Source organism: Pseudomonas sp. KH_017, from assembly GCF_057840285.1.
In genome coordinates, this window is sequence record NZ_CM174509.1 from 4,809,356 (window position 1) to 4,832,236 (window position 22,881).

The following is a 22,881-nucleotide window of genomic DNA, read 5'->3' on the forward strand; positions in this document are numbered from 1 at the left end:
GGGTCACCCCCCGAAAAAACGGTTGAAAGCGCGTTTGAACACGCCTTTTTTTCCAGCCATCTGATTGCCGACCAGGTCATCGGCCACGTTGCGCAGGGCAGCGGTGATCGCCGCCTTCGGCGCATGCAGCTCCAACGGCACGCCAGTGTTCTGACTCTGGCTGACCAGGTTGAAGTCGTTGGGTAATTTCGACAGATTCGTGCAGCGCAGCGCCTCGCCGATATCCTTGAGGCTGACCGCTGCCCCCTTGTCATAGCGGTTGACCACTATCTGCAGCTGATCCCCACGCACGCCCAGGTCTTCGCGAAGAATCCGCACCAGGGCGCTGGCATCGCGCAGATGGCTGACGCTCTGCTGCACCACCACGTACACCCGATCCACCTGTTCCAGTACGGAGCCGGTGAGGTGGTCGATTTGCCGTGGCAGATCGATCACTACCCAGTCATAGCTGGCGCGCGTCAACTGCATCAGGGTGTCAAGTTGCTCAGGCTGGGCATCCTGCGGCAGGCACAGCTCACCGGCCCGTCCGCCCAATACATGCAAGGTCGGGCTGAAGTGGCTGCAAAAACCCCGTAACGCGACGCTGTCCATGCCATCGATCTGATGCAACACCTCCAGATGGCTGTGCGCCTGCGCCACATCCAGGTAATGCGTCACGCTGCCAAATTGCAGGTCCATATCCAGCAACAGGGTACTGCCACCCTTCATGCTGAGCTGCTGAGCCAGGTTGCAAGCCAGCATGGTGCCGCCGGATCCGCCCTTGGCACTGATCACGGCGAGCAATTTGCCTTCTGTCCCACTACCGGTCCGAACCTCCATGACCAGCCGATTCAAGGCGGCGACCAGTTCTGTCTCGACGACGGGCTCGGGCAGCACGTCACGGGCGCCGGCCTGCATCGCCAGGCGCATGCCTTCCTGTTCGCTCAGCAGACCGCACACCAACATCGGTGGACGCTCATGGGCCGGGCGCTGCAACAGTGCCGCCAGCTCTTCACGCCACAGGTGGCTGACGCGCAACAGCAACAGATCGGGCATCCGGTCCAGGCCGTAGAGCGGGTCGACATGCCCATTGCTCACCAACCGAGTACTCACCTCCAGGCTGGGCATGCGTTGGCAGACGCTCTGCAGGTCGCGCAACGACGTGGCATCACGGCTGCTGATCAGCAACCGTAGCCCGGCTCTGCCGGTCGAGGTAGGGAGTGGATTTTCCTTGGTATTCAGCATGGTGTGATCTCCCCGGAATCGGAATGACGCCCGAGGCTTTCACGTGGCAACGTTGCCCTGAATGTAGGCAGCGTAAAGGGCACACCGAACCCGGGAATAAACAGATTGAATACGAAATTTTGCAAACTCAACCGGACATAGCGGATGGCACGAAAACCATTGGCGCTGACAGTGTCGGCGGGGTTGGCCACCAGAGCACCGTCTGCGTCCAGGTAGGTCAACGTCAGATGGGTGGTGGCCAGATCGCCGATCAACTGGCTATTACCTGCATTGCCCGCGGCATTGAAGATCGCCCGCCGCAACACCACCGGATCGCTGATATTGCACACCGCCGCCAGGCGCGTACCACGACGCACGGCTTCATCCAGGGCATTGACCGTAAAGTACAGGCGGCCCATTTCCACTACGCCGAACAACACTGTGAACACCAGCAGACCTACGATGGCGAACTCCACCACATAGGTGCCGCGCATGTGTTTTCTGTTCATCACAGTGCCCTCATCACGGTAGTGGCGACCAACGGAATGCCCAGTGCAATCGAATTGCCAAAAAAACCGGGAAGCGATCCGGCGCAATTGCCAGCGCCAATCACCGGGCAGAACGTATAAGTGATGGTGACCCGCACATGGTCAGTGCCCACTGCGGCGACGACCACGTTGCCAGTCGTCAACCCTGACATCACAGCGGTCCCGGTGTTGGCCGGTACGCCATACACCGCAACGTTTTTCGTCTGGGTCAGTAGCGTATTGTTCAGAGCGACCGCACCCAGCGTCGAGTCCCAGGCCTGGCTGGCGACGAAACGGTCGGCATCGCGGCTCGCCTGCAGCAACAAGTTGTACTGATAGAACATGCGGCCGAACTCACCAAAGCCCAGTAACAGCAACAGCAACACCGGCAGCACGAGGGTGAATTCCACCATGGCCAGGCCTTGCTGGCGCTGCCGATGTTTAAATCCATGAAGTCTCATGACGCCCCCCCTACGAGTCAGTGCTCGGAGTGCCGCTGCCGTTGAGATAGGTTTTGTAGAGCTGAATGATCTGCGGGCCAGAATCGGTGGACGGCGAGGGGCCGGCCACGTTGTCGCCTTCGCACTCCTTCACGAACTGGCCGAATATCTCCGCTTCCGCGCCGCCGCCATCCATGGGCTGCACCACGAAATAACAGCCAAAACCGAGGACGGGGATCGAGGTTGAACCACTATTTTTCCCGGCGCAGTTGCCCACCACGATTTTCAGCATCCGGCGCTCGAACACCCCGCCCTGACAGCCACTGCCTCCTGCCAAACACGCGGCAACGCTCGCACGCCAGTCGTTGTAGTCCAGTATCGGGTTGCCGCCCGCCGTGAGATTGCCATTGCTCGAGGTAACGGCTTGCCCCTGGTACTTCGGGCCTGTGCCGTTGTCAGTGATTGCGGGATTACTGGACGTGGTCACCAGGTCCGGCGGATAGGCCGAGGCACTGACCGGGCCGTTGTAGATGCCGAAGCGCGTATTCAGGCCTTGAGACGCAGGGCCGACCTTGTTGCCAGGCTCGGTCGTGACGTTGTCTCCTACATTGCGGCAGACCTGGCCGCCTCCGGCCATCTCCTCCCTGACCGCATTGCCGCCCGAGCCAAAATCGAGCAACTGAAAGTTGCCTGGACCAATGGGCGAATTATTGCCGGAAGCCGTCTTCAATACTTTCAAATCACCAAACTGAAAGCCCCAGAACATGCCGGCGGCCGGGTCGTATTGAGCCGGGTCGCCACAGACCATCAAAGGCGCGAGATCGCAGGGGCTGGTAGGGCTGGGTCCCGCGGTGGCGATAGCCGCCACCGCCTTGTTCCCCACGATGCCTAATGACTGGGCGAAGTTCCAGAAAAACTCCGTCAGGCTATAGCTCGCTACCGATACCCGAACGTACTTGGCATCCGTTGGCCCGGGATAAGAGAACGGGCCATAGACGCTACTTGCCAGTTGCACCACTGCAAATGCGCCTACGTCGCCGCCGACCGCCGTGGCCAATTCTTTGTTGCCCGTGGCATTGGCATTCTGTATCAGCGTATTGAGCGCGGCGGTTTGCGTCGTGCTGGCACCGTTGATGCCACCCCCCACCTGACTCAGGGTTTTGGCGCCGCTCAGGGCGGCGGCGTCCACCGCATTCTGCAGGCGTGTTTTGTTCAGCATCATATGCCCGCCGTCCAAAGCCAACGCCGCCATCATGGCCATCGCCGCCAACGCGACCACCATCAATACACTCACCGATCCTTCCTGGCGCCTAGGCGTCGAAGTGAACGGCCGCTGAATACGAAGATTCATCATCAAGCCCTCGATTGCCGATACTGATCCGGATCGGCTCCACCAATTCCCAAGTACCCAGGCAGCTGTTGCGCACTGTCAGCGAATGTTGACTACTTTGGCTTCGATCCCGCGGATAACGGTGATACCCGCGCTCTCGCCACTGCTGCGCTGTACCACGCGTTTTGGCGCCTCGGCGGTGGCCACAGCCATGGCCGGGGCAACAGGCGCAACAGGCGCAACGGCCGGGCTTTTCTTCTCGAGGTTCAGCGGGTTACGCAGCGCCAGTTGCAACTTGCCTTCCGTCTGCGCCGTGACCAAGGCTTCCGCTTCAGCGGCCGACATCTCCAGGGTCACCGCGCGCACCACTACCGGTTGGGTCTTGTCGGTACCCGCCGTCTGGTCTACCGCCAACACCCGCAAATTCTCGAGGATGGTCCTGGACACAGCGTTATTGCCGGAATTTTCCGTGCGTTTGGTTGCCAGTACATCGACCCGGTTACCCGGCAACAGGAATCCGCCGACGCCTACCACATCGTCCACGCGTACCGATATGGCGCGCTTGTCGGGGGCAATCAAAGAGGCCAGGGTGCTACCGCCCAGGTGCTCGCTCAGACGCGCACCGCGCACGATGTCGCCCCGCAGGATGTCGAACGTTGCAATCTTGCCCACAGCTTTTTCGCTGGCATCGAAGGCATCATCCGGGATCGTATCCATGGGCATGCGTACGGTCGTGACCTGCTGGGCCTCGACCATCTGCCCAAATGGAATCTCTACTGTGGCGACCACCACGTTTCGAAGGTGGTCATCCGGGCTGGCATTGAGCCGCGCGCTCAGCCAGGAGTCGGCCATCCATGCAGCCCCAAGGCCCATGACCAGGGAAGCGCCTATCAGGGTAAGCGTACGAGAGCTCATGTCAGTATCTCCGCATCAAAGAAAGTCGAGCTGGACGAAGTAGTTGTGCCAGGCCCATTCCAACTCTTTCGGTGACAGTGGTCCGGAACCGCCCATATAACGCTGGCGATCGAGTGCCATGTTCAGGAGATCGCGGGGATGGCAAGGCACCAGGGGCATGCCTTCACTTGCATAAAGCCTTTGCAGTACATAACGCACCAGCAACGGGTCATAGGAAATGCCCAGACGCTCGCTTTCCTGACGCCAGATCTTTTCGTACTCCTCGGGCTTCAGGTAACCGAATTGCAGCTTGTAGCCAATCCGGCGAAGGAAGGCCTCATCGGCCAGCTCCAGGGGATTGAGGTTGGTGGAAAACACCAGGATCAGATCAAACGGCAGCTCGCAATGCCGACCGCCGCCCAGATTGAGGAAATCGCGTTTCTCTTCCATCGGGACGATCCAGCGATTCAGCAGCTCGGCGGGAGCCATGCGCTGGCGTCCCATGTCGTCGATGATGAACAGGCCATTGCTGGCCTTGAGTTGCAAGGCGGCCTGGTATTGACGGGTAAAGGGGTCATAGCGAACGTCCAGTTGCTCCATGCTCAACTCACCGCCAGTGATGACGATCGGACGTTTGCAGCGCAGCAGTCTGCGGTCAATGCCCTCGTTGAGCATCAGAGTGTTCTGTTGAACGTTGTCATCTAGCCGCTGATGCACCTGCGGGTCATAGATCTCGATCACCGACTCGTTGATGACGATGGCATGAGGGACCCAGATGGCCTCGGCGAACAGACGGATCAGTCGACTGCTGACATAAGTCTTGCCGGTACCCGCAGGGCCATAAATCATGATTGCGCGCCCGGAGTTCATCGCTACGCCCAACTGGTCGAGCATCGCCTCCGTGAGCACTACGCCAGCAAGGGCATTGCGCATATCGTTGGCGTTGATGCGACCATGGTGAATGGTCTGTAGCTTGATCAGAGAGCGGTAGGTACTCACCGGGAAGGGTGCCGCACCGATATAGCCGCTGCGCGACAGGGCATCGCGGGCGGCACTGCGACCACGTTCGGTCAGGCCATAACGCAGCGACTGCCCACCTGTTTGACTCACCTGGCCCAGCACTTCGACTCGGCCATCCTTGCGCAGAAACGCCAGGACCTCTTCAAGTACCGCGCCAGTCAGCGCCAGGCGCTCCACCAGCCGCGACATGTCCAGCACGCCGGCATCAAACAAATGCTTGCACACCAACTCTCCGAGAAAACTGTCGGTCAGGCCGGTTTCACGGATAGTGCAGGGCTGAGGAGCCAGGCGTTGCACCGCTCCCCGATCGCTGGGGTAGGCATCACTTTCGACGATGACGTGCATGACTAGCCTCCTGGGCTACGGGCCGATCTGCAGCCAATAGCCACTGGCCAGAGTTCCGAGCAAAATTGCAACAGAGTATGGGAAAGGCTTTCCGGCTACTTCATCTACCGCCGGAGCCAAGTAGGTTCGCGCCCTTAATATCAACCCGTAGCGCGCTAAGGTTTGCAGCAGCTGGCCACGAAAAAGGATGATCAAAAAACCGCACAAACCACCGGCCGTCAGACTGAAAAGCGCCGTCCACAACGCGTCAAGCGGTGTAAAAAAACATCCGACCATGGCCATCAACTTGACGTCCCCGGCGGCCATACCGCCCAGGGCGTACAAGGGTAGAAACACTGCAAAGCCGATCAGCATGGCCAGCGCAGCACTACCAAGCCCCTCAACTCCACTTGTGTAAGCCTGACTGGTCAAACCCAAAACAAGTCCTAAAAGAACCAGCAGGTTGGGGATGCGGTGGCGACGAAGGTCGCTCACCACCGCAATACCTAGCAGCCCTAAGAGAACAACTGATATAAACATCTGTTCATTAGGCATCGCTGCATCTCTCACGGGGAATAGACTTACACGCACGCCCCACCGGGGGTCATACAAGTAGCTAGCCTAGCGAGCTGGGTGCCAACGGCGGTGCCCAAGGTGGTAAAAGCAGTGACAACCGCCAGGGTTATTAGCCCACCCGCCACCGCGTATTCCACAATGGTCAGACCATCTTCGTCTTTGATGAACTTCACTACCGAAGCCTTGATTGTTTGCATGATCATTTCGCCCACCTCACTCGAATGTTGTTTTTTCTGAGGCAGTACTTTCTGCGCTGCCTGATGCAACACTAGTCAGTGGCAAGGCATAGGCGTTAGGAAGATTTTGCACATCGTTAGGACTTTTTTGCGGGGCGGCCAAATACGCAGCATTGGTCTTTGCAGAAGTAACGGAGGGGGTAAACAAGGCATTGAAACGCAAAGCCAATTGTCATTGATTCACAAGCGACAAGCGGTTAAACGCGGTTTGTCGAAAACACACCAACGAATACTCGCCCGGGCTGCCTTCCAGGCAACCCATAGAGCGAATAGAACTAAAAACCGTCTTTCCTATCGGGATTAAATCTGCAAGGTGATAGCACATTGGCAATACTAGCGAAGTGAGTCACCAAGAACCCCAGAGTAGAGACATGACGTCCAACTTGACCAAAAGGCCATCGCTCCTGTGGTTCGATCTGACTCATGATCGGTCCACGAAAGAACTCGTCGCGCAGTTCGAGGGTACCTGCGACTGCAAACTGGCGAAAAACTCCGTGTTGCCCATCGGGGAACCGGCAGACATGATCTGCATCCATTTTGATCGCCCCGACACCCCAGGCTTGAGGCTGTTGCTGGAGATCAAACGTACCACCCCCAGCATCCCGATCACCATGTTCACCGTGCAGCACTCGGAGGAACTGGCTGTATGGGCCATGCGCTCCAGCGTCTGGGAATACATGGTGCTCCCGCTCTCGACCACCGAGAGGAATCGTTACCTGACGGCGGTGGTGCAGCTCTGCGAGCTGCGCCGAAATGCCAACGGCCGGGGCAAGTCATCGCAGATCGACCACTCCCCGACCCTGCCGGACAGCATCCGTCGGACCTCAGAACACCAAAAACACCAGGCGCTGAGCAATGTCATGCTGTACATCGAACAGCACTTTCGTGACGGCATCGATCAGAGGGAATTGGCGCAACGCTGCGGCATGACGACATTTCGCTTCAGCCGCCTGTTCAAGGAAGCCAATGGACTTGGTTTCACGGATTACATCCTGGACAAGCGCATGAACTTCGCCAAAGATCTGCTCGACAATAGCCAGATGCCGATTACCAGCATCGGCTATGAGGCCGGCTTCAAGGATCCTTCCTACTTCGCCCGTGCCTTCAAGCAGTTCGCAAACTGCACGCCCAGCGAATACCGCCTGGCACGCCAAATCAAAGCGGCTGCCGCTACGCAACCGGTGCAGGATGAGAAAACCACTGAAGCGCTCGAAAGCCTGGTACAAACCCTCAGCGGTTGATCCGGTTTTTTACGCGCACACAAAAACGCCGCTCAATGAGCGGCGTTTTCGTTAAATATGGAGCGGGAAACGAGACTCGAACTCGCGACCCCGACCTTGGCAAGGTCGTGCTCTACCAACTGAGCTATTCCCGCAAATGGCGTCCCCTAGGGGACTCGAACCCCTGTTACCGCCGTGAAAGGGCGGTGTCCTAGGCCACTAGACGAAGGGGACACGCTACCCGGAACACATGGTGTGTGTTTCGGTGTCCAGAGCCGTATCCGAAGACTTGGTTCTGGTTTCACTCAGCCCTGCCCGAAAGCAACGCTGTTTAAAATTGGAGCGGGAAACGAGACTCGAACTCGCGACCCCGACCTTGGCAAGGTCGTGCTCTACCAACTGAGCTATTCCCGCATTGGCGTCCCCTAGGGGACTCGAACCCCTGTTACCGCCGTGAAAGGGCGGTGTCCTAGGCCACTAGACGAAGGGGACACACATACTACATTCACTCCCTGCTTCGTTTCGCTGTGTGCTTTACGCTGCAAGTGGCGCGCATTCTATGGATGGATTGAGATGTCGTCAACCCCCTGATATAAATTTATTTAAATCAATGACTTCACCCTGCTTTTGGGAGCCGTTGCGGTTTTCCGCTGCCCGGCGTTTGACGCTTAAATTCTGGCACCCGCCAAGACGTTATTGCCCACCCAATGATGGCAATCCGTGCATCGAGTGCCATCATTCATAGAAACGAGGCTCCGGCCGATATAAGTACAAGCATGTCCGAACCAACCCGTCGTGCGGACCTGGCCGCTCAAATGCCAAGCCACCAGACTCGCATGCGTAACCTATAAAGAGGTCTTACCGGTGACGCCACTCATGATCACCCTGCTAGTCGTAGCCGGGATCGCCCTGTTGATCGCCATTGGCTACATGAACCATGTGGTGGAAAACAACAAGCTGGAAAAGGCCCGTACCAAGATCGAGCTCAACGATCGCCTGCGACGCTGCGGCGAAATCACCGAGACGTTCCCCGGCCAGCTGATGACCCCGGCAATCAAGCTGCTGTTGGCCCGCCTGGAACTGAACGTCTGCCAGCGTCTGCTTAACCTGGAAAAATCCAGCGCCAACCTCAAGGCACGGATCGCCGAACTGGAGGCCCTTGTCGGCCAGGGTGAATCCATCCCGGTCAACAACCCGCCAGCACCGATCCAGACCGAAGCCAAGGCCAAGGATGTCCGCTTCCTGCTCGAGGCCCTGCACGGCCAGATTACCCGCGCGGCACAGGACGGCTTCTTGCCACCCAACGAAGCCAAGCGCTGGATTCGTGAAGTGCGCCACATCCTGGTGCTGCTGCACATCGAGTTCTTCAACAACCTCGGCCAGCACTCCCTGCAACAGAACCAGCCCGGGCAGGCCCGCCTGGCATTCGAGCGCGGCGTGCAATACCTGCGCAAACAGCAGGAACCACAGGTCTATGCCGAGCAACTGGAGTACCTGGAAAAACTCCTGGCCCGGGCCAACGACCAGGTCATGGATCGCATCGCGCCGGTCGAAGGCGAGGTCAACCCGTTGACCGAAGGCCTCAAGGACGTCGAGGCTGACGCGGACTGGAAGAAGAAAGCGATCTACGACTAATCATCGAAAAACACTGTAGGAGCGAGCTTGCTCGCGATGGACTCCAAAGCGCCGCGTTCAGCCAGTAAACGCGCGTTATCTTTTGCGACCATCGCGAGCATGCTCGCTCCTACAGGAAGCTTTAATCGAGATGTGGCTTTTTTTGGTCTGGCCGAAGATCATTTCAAAGCCTGAAATGCCCCACCATCCCCTTCAGTTCAACCCCCAGTTGCGCCAGCTGAATACTCGACGCTGCATTGCCCTGCATCGCCAGCGATGACTGATCGGCACTGGCGCGAATACTGGTGACACTGCGGTTGATCTCCTCGGCCACCGAGCTCTGTTCCTCGGCCGCCGCGGCAATCTGTTGGTTCATCTGCTGGATCAACGACACCGCCGCCGCAATGCTTCCCAGCGCACTCTCGGTCTGCAAGGCATCGCTGACCGCCAGCTTCACCAACTCGCCACTGCTCTGGATCTGCTGCACCGACGACTGCGCCGCCGAGCGCAAGGCGCTGACCAGGCGTTCGATTTCCTCGGTCGATTGCTGGGTTCGCTTGGCCAGCGCACGCACTTCATCGGCCACCACTGCAAAGCCCCTGCCCTGCTCGCCGGCCCGGGCCGCCTCGATCGCCGCGTTCAATGCCAGCAGGTTGGTCTGCTCCGCCACGCTTTTGATCACACTCAACACCGTGCCGATGTTCTGGATTTCCGCGCTCAGGCTTTCGATGCTCGAACTGGCCGAGGTGGCCGAGTCCGCCAGTTGCTCGATCCGCGCCATGCTCTGGCGCACCACCTGCTGACCGCTTTCAACCTTGCCGTCAGCCGTTTGCGCGGCCAGGGCCGCTTCCTCGGCATTACGCGCGACATCATGCACCGTGGCTGTCATCTGATTCATTGCGGTGGCGACCTGTTCGGTTTCCTCTTTCTGCGTGCTGACTTCGAGGTTGGTCTGTTCAGTCACCGTCGACAGCGATTGGGCGGAAGTCGCCAACTGCTCGATACCCGACTGCAAGCCGCTGACAATATGGCTGAGCCCCGCGCCCATTTGCTGCATTGCCTGCATCAGCTGACCGATTTCGTCACGGCGGGTCACGTCAATGGTCGCACTCAAATCCCCCGAGGCAATCTGCTGCGCCACCTGGATCACTCTGCGCAGGGGTGCCACGATCAAACGGGTGATGAACCACGCGGCAACCAGCCCAACCAGCAAGGCCAGGGCCGAGGAGCCAATGATCAGCAGCGAGTTCTTTTTCAGTTCAGCCTGCATCGCCAAGTCTTGCGCGACATAAGCCTGATCCACCCGCTCGACCACGTGGGCAGCACGTTGGTGCAATTGTTGGTAGACGGTTTTTTCCTGTTCCAGCAAGCCGGTGTACTCGGCGAGCCTGTCACTGAAACTGGCGATATGACCTGTCACCTCATTGAGGACGGTCTGGTACCCCTCATCCTTGACCGTAGTCTTGAGCTGCTCAGCCTGGGCCAGTGCCTGGCTGGCCTGTTCGATCTTGCCATGCCCGGCACTGTCGTCGCCTTTGCGACTTTGATCCAGACGCACGCGAGCTTCATTCATGGCTTGCAGCATCAAGCGCGAAACCTGGCTGACCTGGCTGGCCTGCTCGATGAACTGCGCACCGTCCTTGCCTTCGGAATCTTTCAGCGTATAGGCGCCGTCATCGGCGAGCCCGGATTGCAATACATCAAGATTATTGGCCACGCTGGAGACCGACCAACTGGCCATTTCCAACGCCAGGTCCTTGGCCTGGGTGAGCGAGACAAACTCGTCGAAGGCCTTGCGATAGGCCCCCAGGGACTGTTCGACATCACTCATCACCGGCACGTTGGCCGCAGACGCGGCCTTGAGCTGGCCGGCCAGAGCGATCAGGCCATCGACGCCCTCGTGCAGGGCATCAACGGTTTTCGGATTGCCGTGCAAGGCGTACTCCCGCTCCAGTAGCCGCACCTTGAGCAAACCGCTGTTGAGCGATGACATTTGCTTGAGCCCGTCGAAGCGCTGGCTGATGGTTTGCAGGGACCAGACACCAATCCCCGCCACCAGTGCAGTCAACAACAGCACCAGGACAAACCCGACACCCAGTTTTTTCGCCATACCGAGGTTGGCAAAACGTCCTTGCACGGCCGAATTCATTGCACTTAGTCCCCTGCCAAAGTCTGTAGTCGCAGATTCGCAACGGGCCAGTAGCAACACAAGGCTCTGGCGCCTGAATAATGGCAAAAAGCTACACCAACGTCGTTTTCAGAACGCTTGAGGTCGATCCCGGGCAGTGGCCTGAAAGAGCGCACGGGCACGCGGGTCGCAGGCATAGGCCACGTTGATACGCTGCCAGTCACTGGCCTCACCCGAGGGGTTGAAGGCGGTCTTCGATGACAGCAGTACACCCAGACGCCGTGCCTGGGTGCGCACCTGATCGAAGTCGGACATTGGTGATCGCGCCCAGATGAACAGGCCTCCCGTCGGCTTGCCGAAAACCTCCCATTCGGCATCTTCGAGCAATTGCAACACCGCCAGCCGGCCGCTGCTCAAGCGTTGGCGCTGACGCTGCACCAGGTTGCCGTAGGCACCGTTAGCCAACAGGCAGGCCAACACCGACTCGCAAAATCGTGAGGCGCCCATGCCACTGATCATCTTGACCTCGGCCAGACGCGTAATGACTTCGGAACCGGCCACCACGAAACCGACCCGCAAGGAACTGCTGAGGGTCTTGGAATAGCTGCCCACGTAGATCACGTTGTCGTCCAGCGCAGCCAGTCGCGTACCGGAACCGCTGTGCAAGTCCGCATAAACGTCGTCTTCGATCACCTGCACGCCAAAGGTCCTGGCCAGTTGCAGCACGCGGCGCGCCACCACCGGTGCAAGGCTGCTGCCGGTCGGGTTGTGATAGAAACTATTGATGAGCAGCCCTTGAGGCCGGTGTTTGATCAGCACCGATTCGAGCACTTCAACATTCGGCCCGCGCGGTGTTCGCGGCACCTCGACCATGTGGACGCCGTGCAGCCTGAGCAGATCGAACAGCAGCGGATAACCGGGACTCTCCACGACTACACAGTCACCGGCCTTGAACAGTGTCCGCACAATCAGGTCGAGCCCCTGACTGGCACCCGCCGTGGTCATGATCCGATTGTCCTGCACCGGGATATCCAGTTGCCTGAGGCGCTTGAGTATCTGTTGTCGCAAGGCTGGCAATCCCAGCGGCGTGCCGTAGTTGAACAGGCTGGCCGTATCGGTACGACTGACTTGCCGAATCGCGTAAATCAGATCGTCGGTCTCGCGCCAGCTTTCAGGCAGCCCGCCACAGCCCAGCCTCAATTCACTCGAAAAAGGCCCGTACTCGGGCTCAGCCCCCTCGAACCACGCAGGCTCATGCTTTGCGCTCGCGGCCAATGCCGGGGCGGCAACCGTATAGCCGGCCCCATGGCCTGACACCAGCATCCCCTGCGTCACCAGGCGTTCACAGGCCTGAGCCACGCTTAACTGACTGAGCAAATTGATCCGCGCGATCTGTCGCACCGAAGGCAGGCGCGTACCGGGCAATACCCCGCTGGAATGAAGCCAGCAGGTCAGTGCGTCAACAATTTGCTGTACGACGGGCACCAGCGCCTGTCGGTCGATTCTCAATTCCATGAGCAAGCAAACTCCTGTTGATTTTGCGAGAAGCAGTTAATCACAGGAGTGTTCGAAAACATGTGCGACAACGCCGCCAAAACCCTTTGTTCTAATCATTTGAAACAAAATGCCCGGCCCTTTAACGGAACCCCAAAAAAGTGGGAGCGGGCTTGCTCCGGGCGGCGTTCCGACGAAAGCAGTGTGTCAGGCAACAGTGATATCGACTGACACGACGCCTTCGCGAGCAAGTCGGATCGCCGCACCGCCGCTCCCACAGGTGCCGTGTGTATTCGTGAGTCTGTGCGTCGCTTTTTAAAATGCAGTAACGCCGCCATCCACCGCCAGCGAATGGCCGGTAGTGAATGCCGCCCCATCGCTGCACAGGTACAGCACCGCGCTGGCGATCTCTTCGACCTTGCCGATGCGACCGACCGGGTGCATGGCGTTGGCGAACTCGCCTTTTTTCGGGTCGGCTTCATAGGCGCGGCGGAACATATCCGTATCGATCACCGCCGGACACACTGCGTTGACCCGGATCTTTTTCTTGGCGTACTCAATGGCCGCCGACTTGGTCAGGCCGATCACTGCGTGTTTAGAGGCTGCATAGATGCTCATTTTCGGCGCGGCCCCGAGGCCGGCCACCGATGCCGTATTGACGATCGCGCCGCCCCCTTGCGCCAGCAACAGCGGCAACTGGTACTTCATGCACAGCCAGACACCTTTGACGTTGACGCCCATGATCGCGTCGAACTCGTCGAGCGTACCTTCGGCCAACTTGCCTTTCTCGATTTCGATGCCGGCATTGTTGAAGGCATAGTCGAGGCGACCGTAAGTATTGATCACCTCCTCCATCAGATTTTTTACATCGCTTTCCAGGGTAACGTTGCAGCGCACGAAGGTCGCTTCGCCACCGGCTGTACGAATCAGCGCCACCGTGCCCTCGCCGCCCGCCACGTCCATATCGGCCACCACGACCTTCAGGCCCTCGGCGGCAAATGCCTGGGCGGTCGCGCGGCCAATACCGGCCGCCCCGCCTGTCACCACGACCACCAGGCCGGAAAACGTCATGCTCATTGTTATGTCCTCGAAAAGAAGAATGCGGGGAATCGCGTGGGACCAGTCTAGCCATGGAGGTCTTGAACACGGCAGCACTATCAAGGCTCCGGTTGGGCGCCCATGAGTTGCAGTGATGGAACTGCCGTACCAACTATCACTGCACTGGATCAACCTCCATTCGCCGCATCAGCCGAACTTGCGACATCGGCGCTGACCGGCTATCAACAAAGCTTCATTCATCTTGAGTGCCTGCCATGACCTCCCAGACCAATCGCCAATTCCTGCTCGCCAAACGTCCGGTTGGCGCGGCGACCCGCGAGACATTCACTTATCAGCAAGTGCCGGTCGGCGAGCCGGCGGCGGGTCAGATCCTGGTTCAAAACGAATACCTGTCCCTGGACCCGGCCATGCGTGGCTGGATGAACGAGGGCAAGTCCTACATTCCGCCGGTCGGGCTTGGCGAAGTCATGCGCGCCTTGGGTGTGGGCAAAGTCGTTGCCTCGAACAACCCTGGGTTCGCCGTGGGTGACTACGTCAATGGCGCCCTGGGCGTGCAGGATTTCTTCCTCGGCGAGCCGCGAGGCTTCTACAAGGTCGATCCGAAACTGGCACCGCTGCCACGTTACTTGTCCGCACTGGGCATGACCGGGATGACGGCGTACTTCGCCCTGCTCGACGTCGGCGCTCCGAAGGCCGGTGACACCGTGGTGCTGTCGGGCGCGGCCGGCGCCGTGGGCAGCATCGCCGGGCAGATCGCCAAGATCAAAGGCTGCCGGGTGGTTGGCATCGCCGGCGGCGCCGACAAGTGCAAGTTCCTGATCGATGAACTGGGCTTCGATGGCGCTATCGACTACAAGAGCGAAGACGTCCTCGCTGGCCTCAAGCGCGAGTGCCCGAAAGGCGTCGACGTGTATTTCGATAATGTGGGTGGCGACATTCTCGACGCGGTGTTGAGCCGCCTGAACATGAAGGCACGGGTGGTGATTTGCGGTGCCATCAGCCAGTACAACAACAAGGAAGCGGTCAAGGGACCGGCCAACTACCTGTCACTGCTGGTCAACCGCGCACGCATGGAAGGATTTGTGGTGATGGACTACGCCGCCCAATACGCCAGCGCCGCCCAGGAAATGGCCGGCTGGATGGCCAAGGGGCAGCTCAAGAGCAAGGAAGACATCGTCGAAGGACTGGAGACTTTCCCGGAGACGCTGATGAAATTGTTCAGCGGCGAGAATTTCGGGAAGTTGGTGTTGAAGGTTTAATTCAATATTTGAAGTGATCACCAAAACAATGTGGGAGCGGGCTTGCTCGCGAAAGCGGTGGGTCAGTCGATATTGATGTCGACTGACACGCCCTCTTCGCGAGCAAGCCCGCTCCCACAATGGGTTCTGCGGTGTCTGATCAGGCGAGTTCGGCCACGACCGAGGCCAATGCCTTCGCTGGATCCGCCGCCTGGCTGATCGGACGCCCGATCACCAGATAGTCGGAACCTGCATCCAGCGCCTGACGTGGCGTCAGAATGCGGCGCTGATCGTCCTGGGCGCTGCCCGCCGGACGAATCCCCGGGGTTACCAGTTGCAGCGACGGGTGCGCCGCTTTCAGCGCCTGGGCTTCCAGGGCCGAGCACACCAGGCCGTCCATCCCGGCTTTTTCCGCCAGGGCGGCCAGGCGCAGAACCTGCTCCTGAGGCTCGATGTCCAGGCCGATGCCCGCCAGGTCTTCACGCTCCATGCTGGTCAACACGGTCACGCCGATCAGCAACGGCTTGGGACCGGTGCGCTGATCCAGCACTTCACGGCACGCAGCCATCATGCGCAGGCCGCCGGAGCAATGCACGTTGACCATCCACACGCCCATTTCCGCGGCCGCCTTGACGGCCATCGCGGTGGTGTTCGGGATGTCGTGGAACTTGAGGTCCAGGAACACTTCGAAACCCTTGTCGCGCAGGGTACCGACGATTTCCGAAGCGCAGCTGGTGAACAGCTCCTTGCCGACTTTGACCCGGCACAGCTTCGGGTCCAACTGATCGGCCAGCTTCAGTGCGGCGTCACGGGTAGGGAAATCCAGGGCGACGATGATAGGAGTCTGGCAGGCGGACATGAGTGGGCTCTCAGGCAAGTCGAAATCGGCGCGCATTGTAGCGGAACCAGCGCCGCTGCGGGACCCGATGATCGGTAAATCGTCGCGACGGCTCCGGCAAGACTAGCCCTTGAGGCGATTGTGTCGAGTTCGATACACACACGACACGCCCGCAATACCCCGGCCCGCTACCCTCGGCAACCGCAACAGGTCCCTGCAACAGCACTTCCCGCCTCCGGGCCGGACGCCTATGCTGGAACCACAACCTCGCAGCCTATCTCTGTGGTTGGCAGCCTACCTGGCAGATGAACGCACGCACGCACAACACCCAAGCACCCGTGAACGACGACCAAAAGACGCCTGGTGACGACAAACGCTGGAGCATTCGCGCCCTGATCGTCGACGATGACGTCCCGATCCGCGAATTGATGATCGACTACCTGGCCCGGTTCAACATCCACGCCAGCGGCGTCACCGATGGCGCCGCGATGCGCCTGGCGATGCAGGCGGAGCATTTCGACGTGGTGGTGCTCGACCTGATGCTGCCCGGTGAAGACGGTCTGTCTCTGTGCCGCTGGTTGCGCGCCGAGTCGGACATCCCGATCCTGATGCTCACCGCCCGCTGCGAACCCACCGACCGGATCATCGGCCTCGAACTGGGCGCCGACGACTACATGGCCAAGCCGTTCGAGCCCCGCGAACTGGTGGCGCGGATCCAGACCATCCTGCGCCGAGTGCGCGATGACCGCAGCGAACAGCGGACGAACATTCGTTTCGACAATTGGCGCCTGAACAGCGTGCTGCGGCAACTGATTGCCGACGATGGCCTGGTGGTGCCGCTGTCCAACGCCGAATTCCGCCTGCTCTGGGTGTTTATCGAACGTCCGCGCCGCGTGCTCAGCCGTGAACAACTGCTGGACGCAGCCCGTGGTCGTTCGATCGAAGCCTTTGACCGCAGCATCGACCTGCTGGTGTCGCGCCTGCGCCAGAAGCTCGGCGACGACCCCAAGGCTCCGCAGTTGATCAAGACCGTTCGCGGCGAGGGTTACCTGTTCGATGCCCGAGACATCGGCTGATGCGCGGGCGCTTCGATACGCTGTTCGGCCGCCTGTTTGGCGTGCTGTTGCTGGCGATTATCCTCGCGCACCTGCTGGCCTTTGCCTGGTTTCACCATTACGGCCCGCCGCCACCGCCGCCGCCACCGGAGTTTTCCGAAGGCCTGGACGGGCCACGCCCGCCACTGGACCTCAACCTCGAGAAACGGCCACCACGGCCGTGGTTCGGCGGCCCCTTGGTGCCCCTGACGTTTCAATTGGTCACACTGATCATTGCCGCCTGGTACGGCGCCAAACTGCTGAGCCGGCCGATCCAGCGCCTGAGCGACGCGGCCGAGCGCTTGAGCGAAGACCTCGACAGCCCGCCACTGGATGAATCGGGACCGCGGGAAGCACGGCAAGCGGCGCACACGTTCAACAAAATGCAGCGGCGCATCCTGGAACAGGTCAAGCAGCGCTCGCGCATGCTTGACGCCGTGTCCCACGACCTGCGCACGCCGTTGTCGCGGCTCAAGCTGCGGCTGGAGAAAATCGACGACGACAAGCTGCAAGGCCAGATGCGCCAGGACCTCGACGACATGATCAGCATGCTCGACGCCACCCTCACCTACCTGCATGAACAGCGCACCAGCGAAGCGCCGCAGTGGATGGACGTGCAGGCGTTGGTGGAGTCCCTGAGCGAAAATGCCCAGGACCAGGGCGCGAACGTCCAGGCCAGCGGTCACTGCGCGCCCTTGCAGGTGCAGCCAATGGCCTTGCGCTCATGCATCAACAACCTGATGGACAATGCCCTGCGCTATGCCGGCCAGGCGCTGATTACCCTGCAAGACCACCGTGAGCAGTTGGTGATTCGGGTCATCGACCATGGCCCGGGCATCGCCGCAGAACAACGCGAAGCGGTGTTCGAACCCTTCTTTCGCCTTGAAGGCTCGCGCAATCGCAACTCCGGCGGCGTTGGCCTGGGCATGACCATTGCCCGCGAGGCCGCGCAACGGATGGGCGGGCAGCTGACACTGGAAGAAACTCCGGGCGGTGGCCTGACGGCGGTTATCCATCTGCCACGCACTTGAAAGCCACACCGGCCCCTTGTGGGAGCGGGCTTGCTCGCGAATGCGGTGTGCCAGACAACATTTTCTTCGACTGACACTCCCTCTTCGCGAGCAAGCCCGCTCCCACATTGATCTGTGTCGATCACAAAACCATTGTGGGAGCGGGCTTGCTCCGGGCGGCGTTCCGACGAAGAGGCCCTAAGCAGAATACAAATCTCAGGGCCGGCGATCTTCAACCCGTGCCTGAGTCTTGCTCCAGTCGATCAACAGGCTGTAGGCCACCGCCAACAATGTCGGGCCAATGAACAGGCCGATGAAACCAAAGGCAATCAACCCGCCAAACACCCCAAGCAGCACGATGACCAACGGCAGATTACCGCCACGGCTGATCAGGTACGGCTTGAGCACGTTGTCGACACCACTGATGACGAATGTGCCCCAGATGCCGAGGAATATGGCCATCCCGTACTCGCCTTTCCAGGCCAGCCACGCGGTCGCCGGAATCCACACCAGCGGCGGGCCCATCGGGATCAGGCTGAACATGAACGTCACGATGCCGAGCACCAATGCTCCCGGTACGCCAGCGATCAGGAACCCGATCAGCGCCAGGATCGCCTGGGCCGCCGCGGTGCCGATCACACCGTTCACCACCCGCTGCACCGTGCCCGCCACCAGTTCAATGTAATAGCCGGCCCGCTGACCGATCAGCCGCTCCAGCAATGTGTGTACAAACGCCGCCAGGCGCGGTCCGTCACGATAGAAAAAGAACACGAAGACAATGCTCAGGGTCAGCTCGAGAATACCGCCGCCGATCTGCGCACTGCGCGCCAGCAACCAGTTACCCACCTGCCCCAGGTAAGGCTTGAGCGACACCATCATCGCCGCGCCCTGCTCATCGATGCTGTTCCAGATGCCTACCAACCGCTCGCCCACAAAGGGAATCGAACCCAGCCAGACCGGTGCTTCGGGTAGCCCCTCGACCTGCGCATCCTTGATGAATGCCGTGGCATCGCGCACATGATCGGCAAGGTTGAAACCCAGCCACACCAGCGGTGCCGCTACCAGCACCATCCAGCCCAGCGTCAGCAATGCCGCCGCCAGCGACTCGCGGCCATTGAGCCAACGGGTCAGCAAGCGCATCAGCGGCCAACTGGCAAACGCCAGGACCGCGCCCCAGAACATCGCCGACCAGAACGGCGCCATCACCCAGAAGCTCGCGCCGAACAACACCACGAGCAGGATCTGCACCAACAGGCGATCGTTATTGATCATCAAAAGTCTCGAAAAAGTCAGTCAGCAAAAGAGTAGGCGAACGCAGCTTGCACGCTCGCCCGGTACAGCCTAGCGCAATAGCTCGATGTGCAGGCCAGAGCCTTCGGCACTGCCGGTTTCCATCCGCGCGGCACGCACGCCCTGGCCAATCAGTGCCTGACGCCAGGCTTCGGCGTTCGCTCCGGAAATGCTGACCCGCAAGGTGGTGTCCAGATTCAGTCCGCGAGAAATCAGGCGTAGCCATGTCTCGTCAGGTACGCTGTTCAACATGGGAAAATCAAGCTCGCCGGTGCTCTTGAGTTCACGCAGCAAGGTCGCGGAAGTCGGCAACAACTCGCCCAGCGGCGCCGAAGCGTCGAACTGCTCGACATGCAGGTAAGCTTTGCGATTACCCCGAGTGATGCTGTACAGCGCGACGAGCGTGTTGTCTCGTGGAGCGGCAAGTCGCAGCAGCAGATAGGCTTGTTGATCGTCGGCGCCGTACAGCTTGGCATTGCCGAAGACCTCATTGGCCCAGAGGCTGCTTTCGCCGCAATCGCGCGCCTGGCACCAAAAGAGCAACCCGGCGCCCTGCTGTTGCAAAGCCTCGCGGGCAGCAGTGAACGCCTGGATGGATGAATGCTCCGGTGGCAACTCGTAGGTCACCGAAGTGACGTTGCCGCGGGCACTGACCTGACCGTCGAAACGTAACTGGCCACTGATTTTACGGATCGAGCCCAACGGGTAGATCCGCTCCAGTTCGGCGGCGGGGCGATAGTCGACAATCTGGGCGTCGACCATGCGCGGCACTATCGGGAGGTCCTGACTGCCCGGAACATCGGCGGCGAACAACAAGGGACTGAAACTGCCCAGCACCAGCAAACTGAATGAACGCATGGATAGACTCATCGGATCAGCATGGCCTGGGCGCCCTTGATGACACTGGCTTCATCGGCGCGTATCGGTACCTGCAGACCACGCTGCACCGCCGGCCGGGCCTCCATGGTTGCCATCCAGCGTTGCAACGCCGTCAAGCCCTCCACCGAGACGCCCGACCACTCGTAACCGCGCACCCAGGGAAAGGTGGCGATGTCGGCAATGCTGTACTGATCGGCGAGGAACTCCACGCTTTGCAACCGCGTGTCGAGCACTTCGTAGAGGCGGCGGGTTTCATGCTGATAGCGGTCGATGGCGCCCTGGAGCTTTTCCGGAAAGTAGCGGAAGAACACGTTGGCCTGACCCTGCATCGGGCCGATCCCGCCCATCTGGAACATCAGCCACTGCAATACCAGCGAACGGCCCTTCGGGTTCGATGGCATCAGTTTGCCGGTCTGTTCAGCGAGGTAAATCAGGATGGCGCCGGATTCGAACACGGCGAAATCGCCGTTGGCGCGATCGACAATCGCCGGAATCCGGCCATTGGGGTTGATCTTGAGGAAGTCCGCGGACTTCTGTTCCTTCTTGTCGAAACTCAGGGCATGCACCGTGTAGGGCAGGCCGAGTTCCTCGAGCACGATAGAGACCTTGTGGCCATTCGGGGTCGCAGCGGTGTAGAGATCTATCATGGTTGTCTCCCTTTTCAACCCGCCAAGCCTCGACAGTTGCCCGGCGCAAGTCAAGGAATGGCGAAAAACCGATTGAAACAGTCTGCGACAAGCTCGGCACCGGACTCGTCATTCAGGTGCAAATGGTGGCCGCCTGGCAGCTGTTCCCGGCTAAAGGGTAGACGCTCCAGCAATTCCGGGTGTTTGGCGAGCATGCCGTCGGCAGCCACCACCAATGTTGCAGGACACTTGATCCGCTGGACGAAGGCCATGGCCTGTTCGGTGGTAAGTCGCAGCGGCGATGGCAGTGTGAGGCGATTGTCGGTGCGCCAGGTGTAACCGCCCGGCACCGGCATCAGGCCACGCTGCGCCAACAGTTCAGCGGCCTCGCGGCTGACCGCCACCAGGCCCTTCATGCGCGCTTCGATGGCTCGGTCGAGGGTGTCGTAGACCGGTTTGCGCTTTTCCCGCAGGTCCAGTTGCGCCTGCAGGGCCATGCCCATTCGTTCGGCAGCGTTTTCACCTTTGTCTGTAGGAGGAATGATGCCGTCGATCAACGCCAGGTGGGTGACCCGCTCAGGCATCGACCCGGCAATGATCAACGAAGCAATGGCGCCCATCGAATGCCCCATCAGCGCAAATTTGCGCAGGCCAAGCTGTTCGGCGACTTGCAGCACATCGTGGGCATAGTCCCACATGGCGTAACCGGCGCCCGGCGGGCGATGCCCGGAATGACCGTGACCGGCCATGTCCAACGCGATGATGCGCAGGTCTTTGAGTTTGGGCGCCAGACGGGCAAAGCTGTTGGCGTTGTCCAGCCAGCCATGCAGGGCAATCACCGGCAATCCGTCTTCAGGACCGAACAGGTGCGCCGCCAGTTCGATGTGCGGCAGGCTCAGGCGGACCTCTTCGACGACGTGGTTCATGCGCATTCCTTTTGTCGACGGCCATCCCAGCGATAGAACAGGCCTTTGAGCATGTCAGCAGTAGCAAGGGGACGTTCGAGCGGAAACATGTGGCCGCCAGGCATGGTCAACGACTCGCCCAGCGGCAGGCGGTCCACTGAACTGGCGTGATGGCGCATCACCACGCGGCTGTTGTGCCCGCGAACCACCGCCAGTGGTACTTGCAACTGCCGGGTGCTGCCCGGGCTGGTGTGCGGCACGCCACGGTAGATGCTGATTTCCGTGGCCGGGTCGAACCGCAGGCGCAGCTTGTCGCCGACCTGATGCAAGCCGTGTTGCAGGTAGGCATCGAAGCATTCCGGGTCGAAGCCGCGGAACAGGGTTTTACCGGCGAAATACTTCCGGGCGCTTTCCAGGTCGGTGAACTCTTCACGGCGGCCCAGGGTACGCCCGGCCGGGGTCAGGCGATCAATAAAGCCGAAACGCTTGGCCGCGCGAATCACCCATTGATCGGTTCGGGTCAGCACCGGCGAGTCGAGCATCACCACCCCGCGATACAACTCGGGGCAGCGCAAAGCCGCATGCAGGTGCAACACGCCACCGAAGGAGTGACCGACGCCCCACACGGGCTCGGCCTGTTGTTGCAGGTGATGGATCAGCTCATCCACCAGGTTGTACCAGTTGTCGTCCGCCGGGAAACGCGGGTCGTGGGCGTGCTGCTCCAGATGCGTCACCTGAAATTCGGGTGCCAGCGCCGCAAACAACTTGCCGTAGGTCCCCGAAGGAAAACCATTGGCGTGGGCGAAAAAGATCTGTTGCGACATACCTGCAATTCCATGAGCGTGAACAGGCGTTGATTGTCCGCAAGACCGCGTCCTACAGCAATGACCGTAACTGCCAGGAATGATGACAGACCTGCCGTGGCTATTACGCCAC

Annotated in this window: 22 protein-coding genes, 4 tRNA genes and 1 pseudogene; 5 read left to right on the forward strand and 22 right to left on the reverse strand. The window is 60.1% G+C overall.

The features are described from left to right. Positions 1-3: 3 nt before the first annotated feature. The 8 genes from AC3IT6_RS21810 to AC3IT6_RS21845 all read right to left on the reverse strand — a co-directional run bounded on the left by AC3IT6_RS21810 (position 4) and on the right by AC3IT6_RS21845 (position 6,517). Positions 4-1,224 carry an AAA family ATPase gene (locus AC3IT6_RS21810; protein WP_489352709.1) on the reverse strand — a complete coding sequence of 407 codons (1,221 nt, stop codon included), beginning with the start codon at positions 1,222-1,224 and terminating at the stop codon, positions 4-6. Next, positions 1,218-1,712: a TadE/TadG family type IV pilus assembly protein gene (locus AC3IT6_RS21815; RefSeq protein WP_489352711.1), complete on the reverse strand. Its 495-nt coding sequence runs from the start codon at positions 1,710-1,712 to the stop codon at positions 1,218-1,220. The genes AC3IT6_RS21810 and AC3IT6_RS21815 overlap by 7 nt, the downstream gene beginning before the upstream one ends. Then, entirely contained in the window at positions 1,712-2,191 is a 480-nt protein-coding gene (locus tag AC3IT6_RS21820) for a TadE/TadG family type IV pilus assembly protein (RefSeq protein WP_489352713.1), read from the reverse strand. Before AC3IT6_RS21820 ends, AC3IT6_RS21815 begins: the two co-directional genes overlap by 1 nt. Before the next feature lie 10 nt (positions 2,192-2,201). Continuing rightward, complete coding sequence (locus tag AC3IT6_RS21825; protein ID WP_489352715.1) at positions 2,202-3,524, reverse strand: Tad domain-containing protein; 1,323 nt, start codon at positions 3,522-3,524, stop codon at positions 2,202-2,204. Between the two features lie 75 nt (positions 3,525-3,599). After that, positions 3,600-4,415 (reverse strand): Flp pilus assembly protein CpaB, encoded by an 816-nt coding sequence (cpaB, locus tag AC3IT6_RS21830; protein ID WP_489352717.1) that lies wholly within the window; start codon positions 4,413-4,415, stop codon positions 3,600-3,602. A 15-nt stretch (positions 4,416-4,430) separates the two neighbouring features. After that, entirely contained in the window at positions 4,431-5,759 is a 1,329-nt protein-coding gene (locus tag AC3IT6_RS21835; RefSeq protein WP_489352719.1) for an ATP-binding protein, read from the reverse strand. A 15-nt stretch (positions 5,760-5,774) separates the two neighbouring features. Further along, a complete protein-coding gene (locus tag AC3IT6_RS21840; protein WP_489352721.1) occupies positions 5,775-6,293 on the reverse strand; it encodes an A24 family peptidase in 519 nt (172 codons plus the stop codon). A gap of 26 nt (positions 6,294-6,319) precedes the next feature. Next, a complete protein-coding gene (locus AC3IT6_RS21845) occupies positions 6,320-6,517 on the reverse strand; it encodes a Flp family type IVb pilin (protein ID WP_489352723.1) in 198 nt (65 codons plus the stop codon). A 404-nt stretch (positions 6,518-6,921) separates the two neighbouring features. On the opposite strand from AC3IT6_RS21845, the gene AC3IT6_RS21850 reads away from it, so the two are divergent. Beyond that, on the forward strand, positions 6,922-7,791 hold the full coding sequence (locus AC3IT6_RS21850) for an AraC family transcriptional regulator (protein WP_489352725.1): 870 nt from the start codon (positions 6,922-6,924) through the stop codon (positions 7,789-7,791). Between the two features lie 58 nt (positions 7,792-7,849). Here the strand turns inward: AC3IT6_RS21850 and AC3IT6_RS21855 are convergent. The 4 genes from AC3IT6_RS21855 to AC3IT6_RS21870 all read right to left on the reverse strand — a co-directional run bounded on the left by AC3IT6_RS21855 (position 7,850) and on the right by AC3IT6_RS21870 (position 8,262). Then, positions 7,850-7,925: transfer RNA gene (locus tag AC3IT6_RS21855), tRNA-Gly, on the reverse strand. Between the two features lie 3 nt (positions 7,926-7,928). Continuing rightward, positions 7,929-8,004: transfer RNA gene (locus AC3IT6_RS21860), tRNA-Glu, on the reverse strand. 104 nt (positions 8,005-8,108) lie between these two features. Next, positions 8,109-8,184, reverse strand: a tRNA-Gly gene (locus tag AC3IT6_RS21865). 2 nt (positions 8,185-8,186) lie between these two features. Beyond that, positions 8,187-8,262: transfer RNA gene (locus AC3IT6_RS21870), tRNA-Glu, on the reverse strand. 384 nt (positions 8,263-8,646) lie between these two features. Between AC3IT6_RS21870 and AC3IT6_RS21875 the strand changes: the two genes are divergently transcribed. Continuing rightward, on the forward strand, positions 8,647-9,405 hold the full coding sequence (locus AC3IT6_RS21875; RefSeq protein WP_191629447.1) for a hypothetical protein: 759 nt from the start codon (positions 8,647-8,649) through the stop codon (positions 9,403-9,405). 163 nt (positions 9,406-9,568) lie between these two features. Here the strand turns inward: AC3IT6_RS21875 and AC3IT6_RS21880 are convergent, their stop codons facing one another. The 4 genes and pseudogenes from AC3IT6_RS21880 to AC3IT6_RS21895 all read right to left on the reverse strand — a co-directional run bounded on the left by AC3IT6_RS21880 (position 9,569) and on the right by AC3IT6_RS21895 (position 14,083). Beyond that, on the reverse strand, positions 9,569-10,450 hold the full coding sequence (locus AC3IT6_RS21880; RefSeq protein ID WP_412070973.1) for a methyl-accepting chemotaxis protein: 882 nt from the start codon (positions 10,448-10,450) through the stop codon (positions 9,569-9,571). A gap of 27 nt (positions 10,451-10,477) precedes the next feature. Then, positions 10,478-11,533, reverse strand: a pseudogene (locus AC3IT6_RS21885) (HAMP domain-containing protein); the annotation flags it as partial. Positions 11,534-11,641: 108 nt separating this feature from the next. After that, the gene (locus AC3IT6_RS21890; RefSeq protein ID WP_489352727.1) at positions 11,642-13,027 is read right to left on the reverse strand and encodes an aminotransferase-like domain-containing protein; all 1,386 of its coding nucleotides are present in this window, start codon (positions 13,025-13,027) and stop codon (positions 11,642-11,644) included. A 294-nt stretch (positions 13,028-13,321) separates the two neighbouring features. Continuing rightward, on the reverse strand, positions 13,322-14,083 hold the full coding sequence (locus AC3IT6_RS21895) for an SDR family oxidoreductase (protein WP_489352729.1): 762 nt from the start codon (positions 14,081-14,083) through the stop codon (positions 13,322-13,324). Between the two features lie 236 nt (positions 14,084-14,319). Between AC3IT6_RS21895 and AC3IT6_RS21900 the strand changes: the two genes are divergently transcribed. Further along, complete coding sequence (locus tag AC3IT6_RS21900) at positions 14,320-15,324, forward strand: NADP-dependent oxidoreductase (protein ID WP_489352731.1); 1,005 nt, start codon at positions 14,320-14,322, stop codon at positions 15,322-15,324. Between the two features lie 139 nt (positions 15,325-15,463). On the opposite strand, the gene pyrF is transcribed toward AC3IT6_RS21900, so the two are convergent. Next, positions 15,464-16,162, reverse strand: coding sequence for an orotidine-5'-phosphate decarboxylase (pyrF, locus tag AC3IT6_RS21905; RefSeq protein ID WP_008016546.1), 699 nt, complete (start codon positions 16,160-16,162; stop codon positions 15,464-15,466). A 284-nt stretch (positions 16,163-16,446) separates the two neighbouring features. Here pyrF and AC3IT6_RS21910 point away from each other — a divergent pair, with 284 nt between their 5' ends. Beyond that, on the forward strand, positions 16,447-17,217 hold the full coding sequence (locus AC3IT6_RS21910) for a response regulator (RefSeq protein WP_489352733.1): 771 nt from the start codon (positions 16,447-16,449) through the stop codon (positions 17,215-17,217). Further along, positions 17,217-18,266 carry a sensor histidine kinase gene (locus AC3IT6_RS21915; RefSeq protein WP_489352735.1) on the forward strand — a complete coding sequence of 350 codons (1,050 nt, stop codon included), beginning with the start codon at positions 17,217-17,219 and terminating at the stop codon, positions 18,264-18,266. Before AC3IT6_RS21910 ends, AC3IT6_RS21915 begins: the two co-directional genes overlap by 1 nt. A 195-nt stretch (positions 18,267-18,461) precedes the next feature. On the opposite strand, the gene AC3IT6_RS21920 is transcribed toward AC3IT6_RS21915, so the two are convergent. The 5 genes from AC3IT6_RS21920 to AC3IT6_RS21940 form a co-directional block, all read right to left on the reverse strand. Continuing rightward, entirely contained in the window at positions 18,462-19,517 is a 1,056-nt protein-coding gene (locus AC3IT6_RS21920) for an AI-2E family transporter (protein ID WP_150754034.1), read from the reverse strand. A gap of 69 nt (positions 19,518-19,586) precedes the next feature. Beyond that, on the reverse strand, positions 19,587-20,393 hold the full coding sequence (locus tag AC3IT6_RS21925; RefSeq protein WP_489352737.1) for a DUF4892 domain-containing protein: 807 nt from the start codon (positions 20,391-20,393) through the stop codon (positions 19,587-19,589). Positions 20,394-20,401: 8 nt separating this feature from the next. Then, on the reverse strand, positions 20,402-21,061 hold the full coding sequence (locus tag AC3IT6_RS21930; RefSeq protein ID WP_489352739.1) for a glutathione S-transferase family protein: 660 nt from the start codon (positions 21,059-21,061) through the stop codon (positions 20,402-20,404). 50 nt (positions 21,062-21,111) lie between these two features. After that, the gene (locus AC3IT6_RS21935) at positions 21,112-21,966 is read right to left on the reverse strand and encodes an alpha/beta hydrolase (RefSeq protein ID WP_489352741.1); all 855 of its coding nucleotides are present in this window, start codon (positions 21,964-21,966) and stop codon (positions 21,112-21,114) included. Next, complete coding sequence (locus tag AC3IT6_RS21940) at positions 21,963-22,769, reverse strand: alpha/beta fold hydrolase (RefSeq protein ID WP_489352743.1); 807 nt, start codon at positions 22,767-22,769, stop codon at positions 21,963-21,965. Before AC3IT6_RS21940 ends, AC3IT6_RS21935 begins: the two co-directional genes overlap by 4 nt. Between the last annotated feature and the right edge of the window lie 112 nt (positions 22,770-22,881).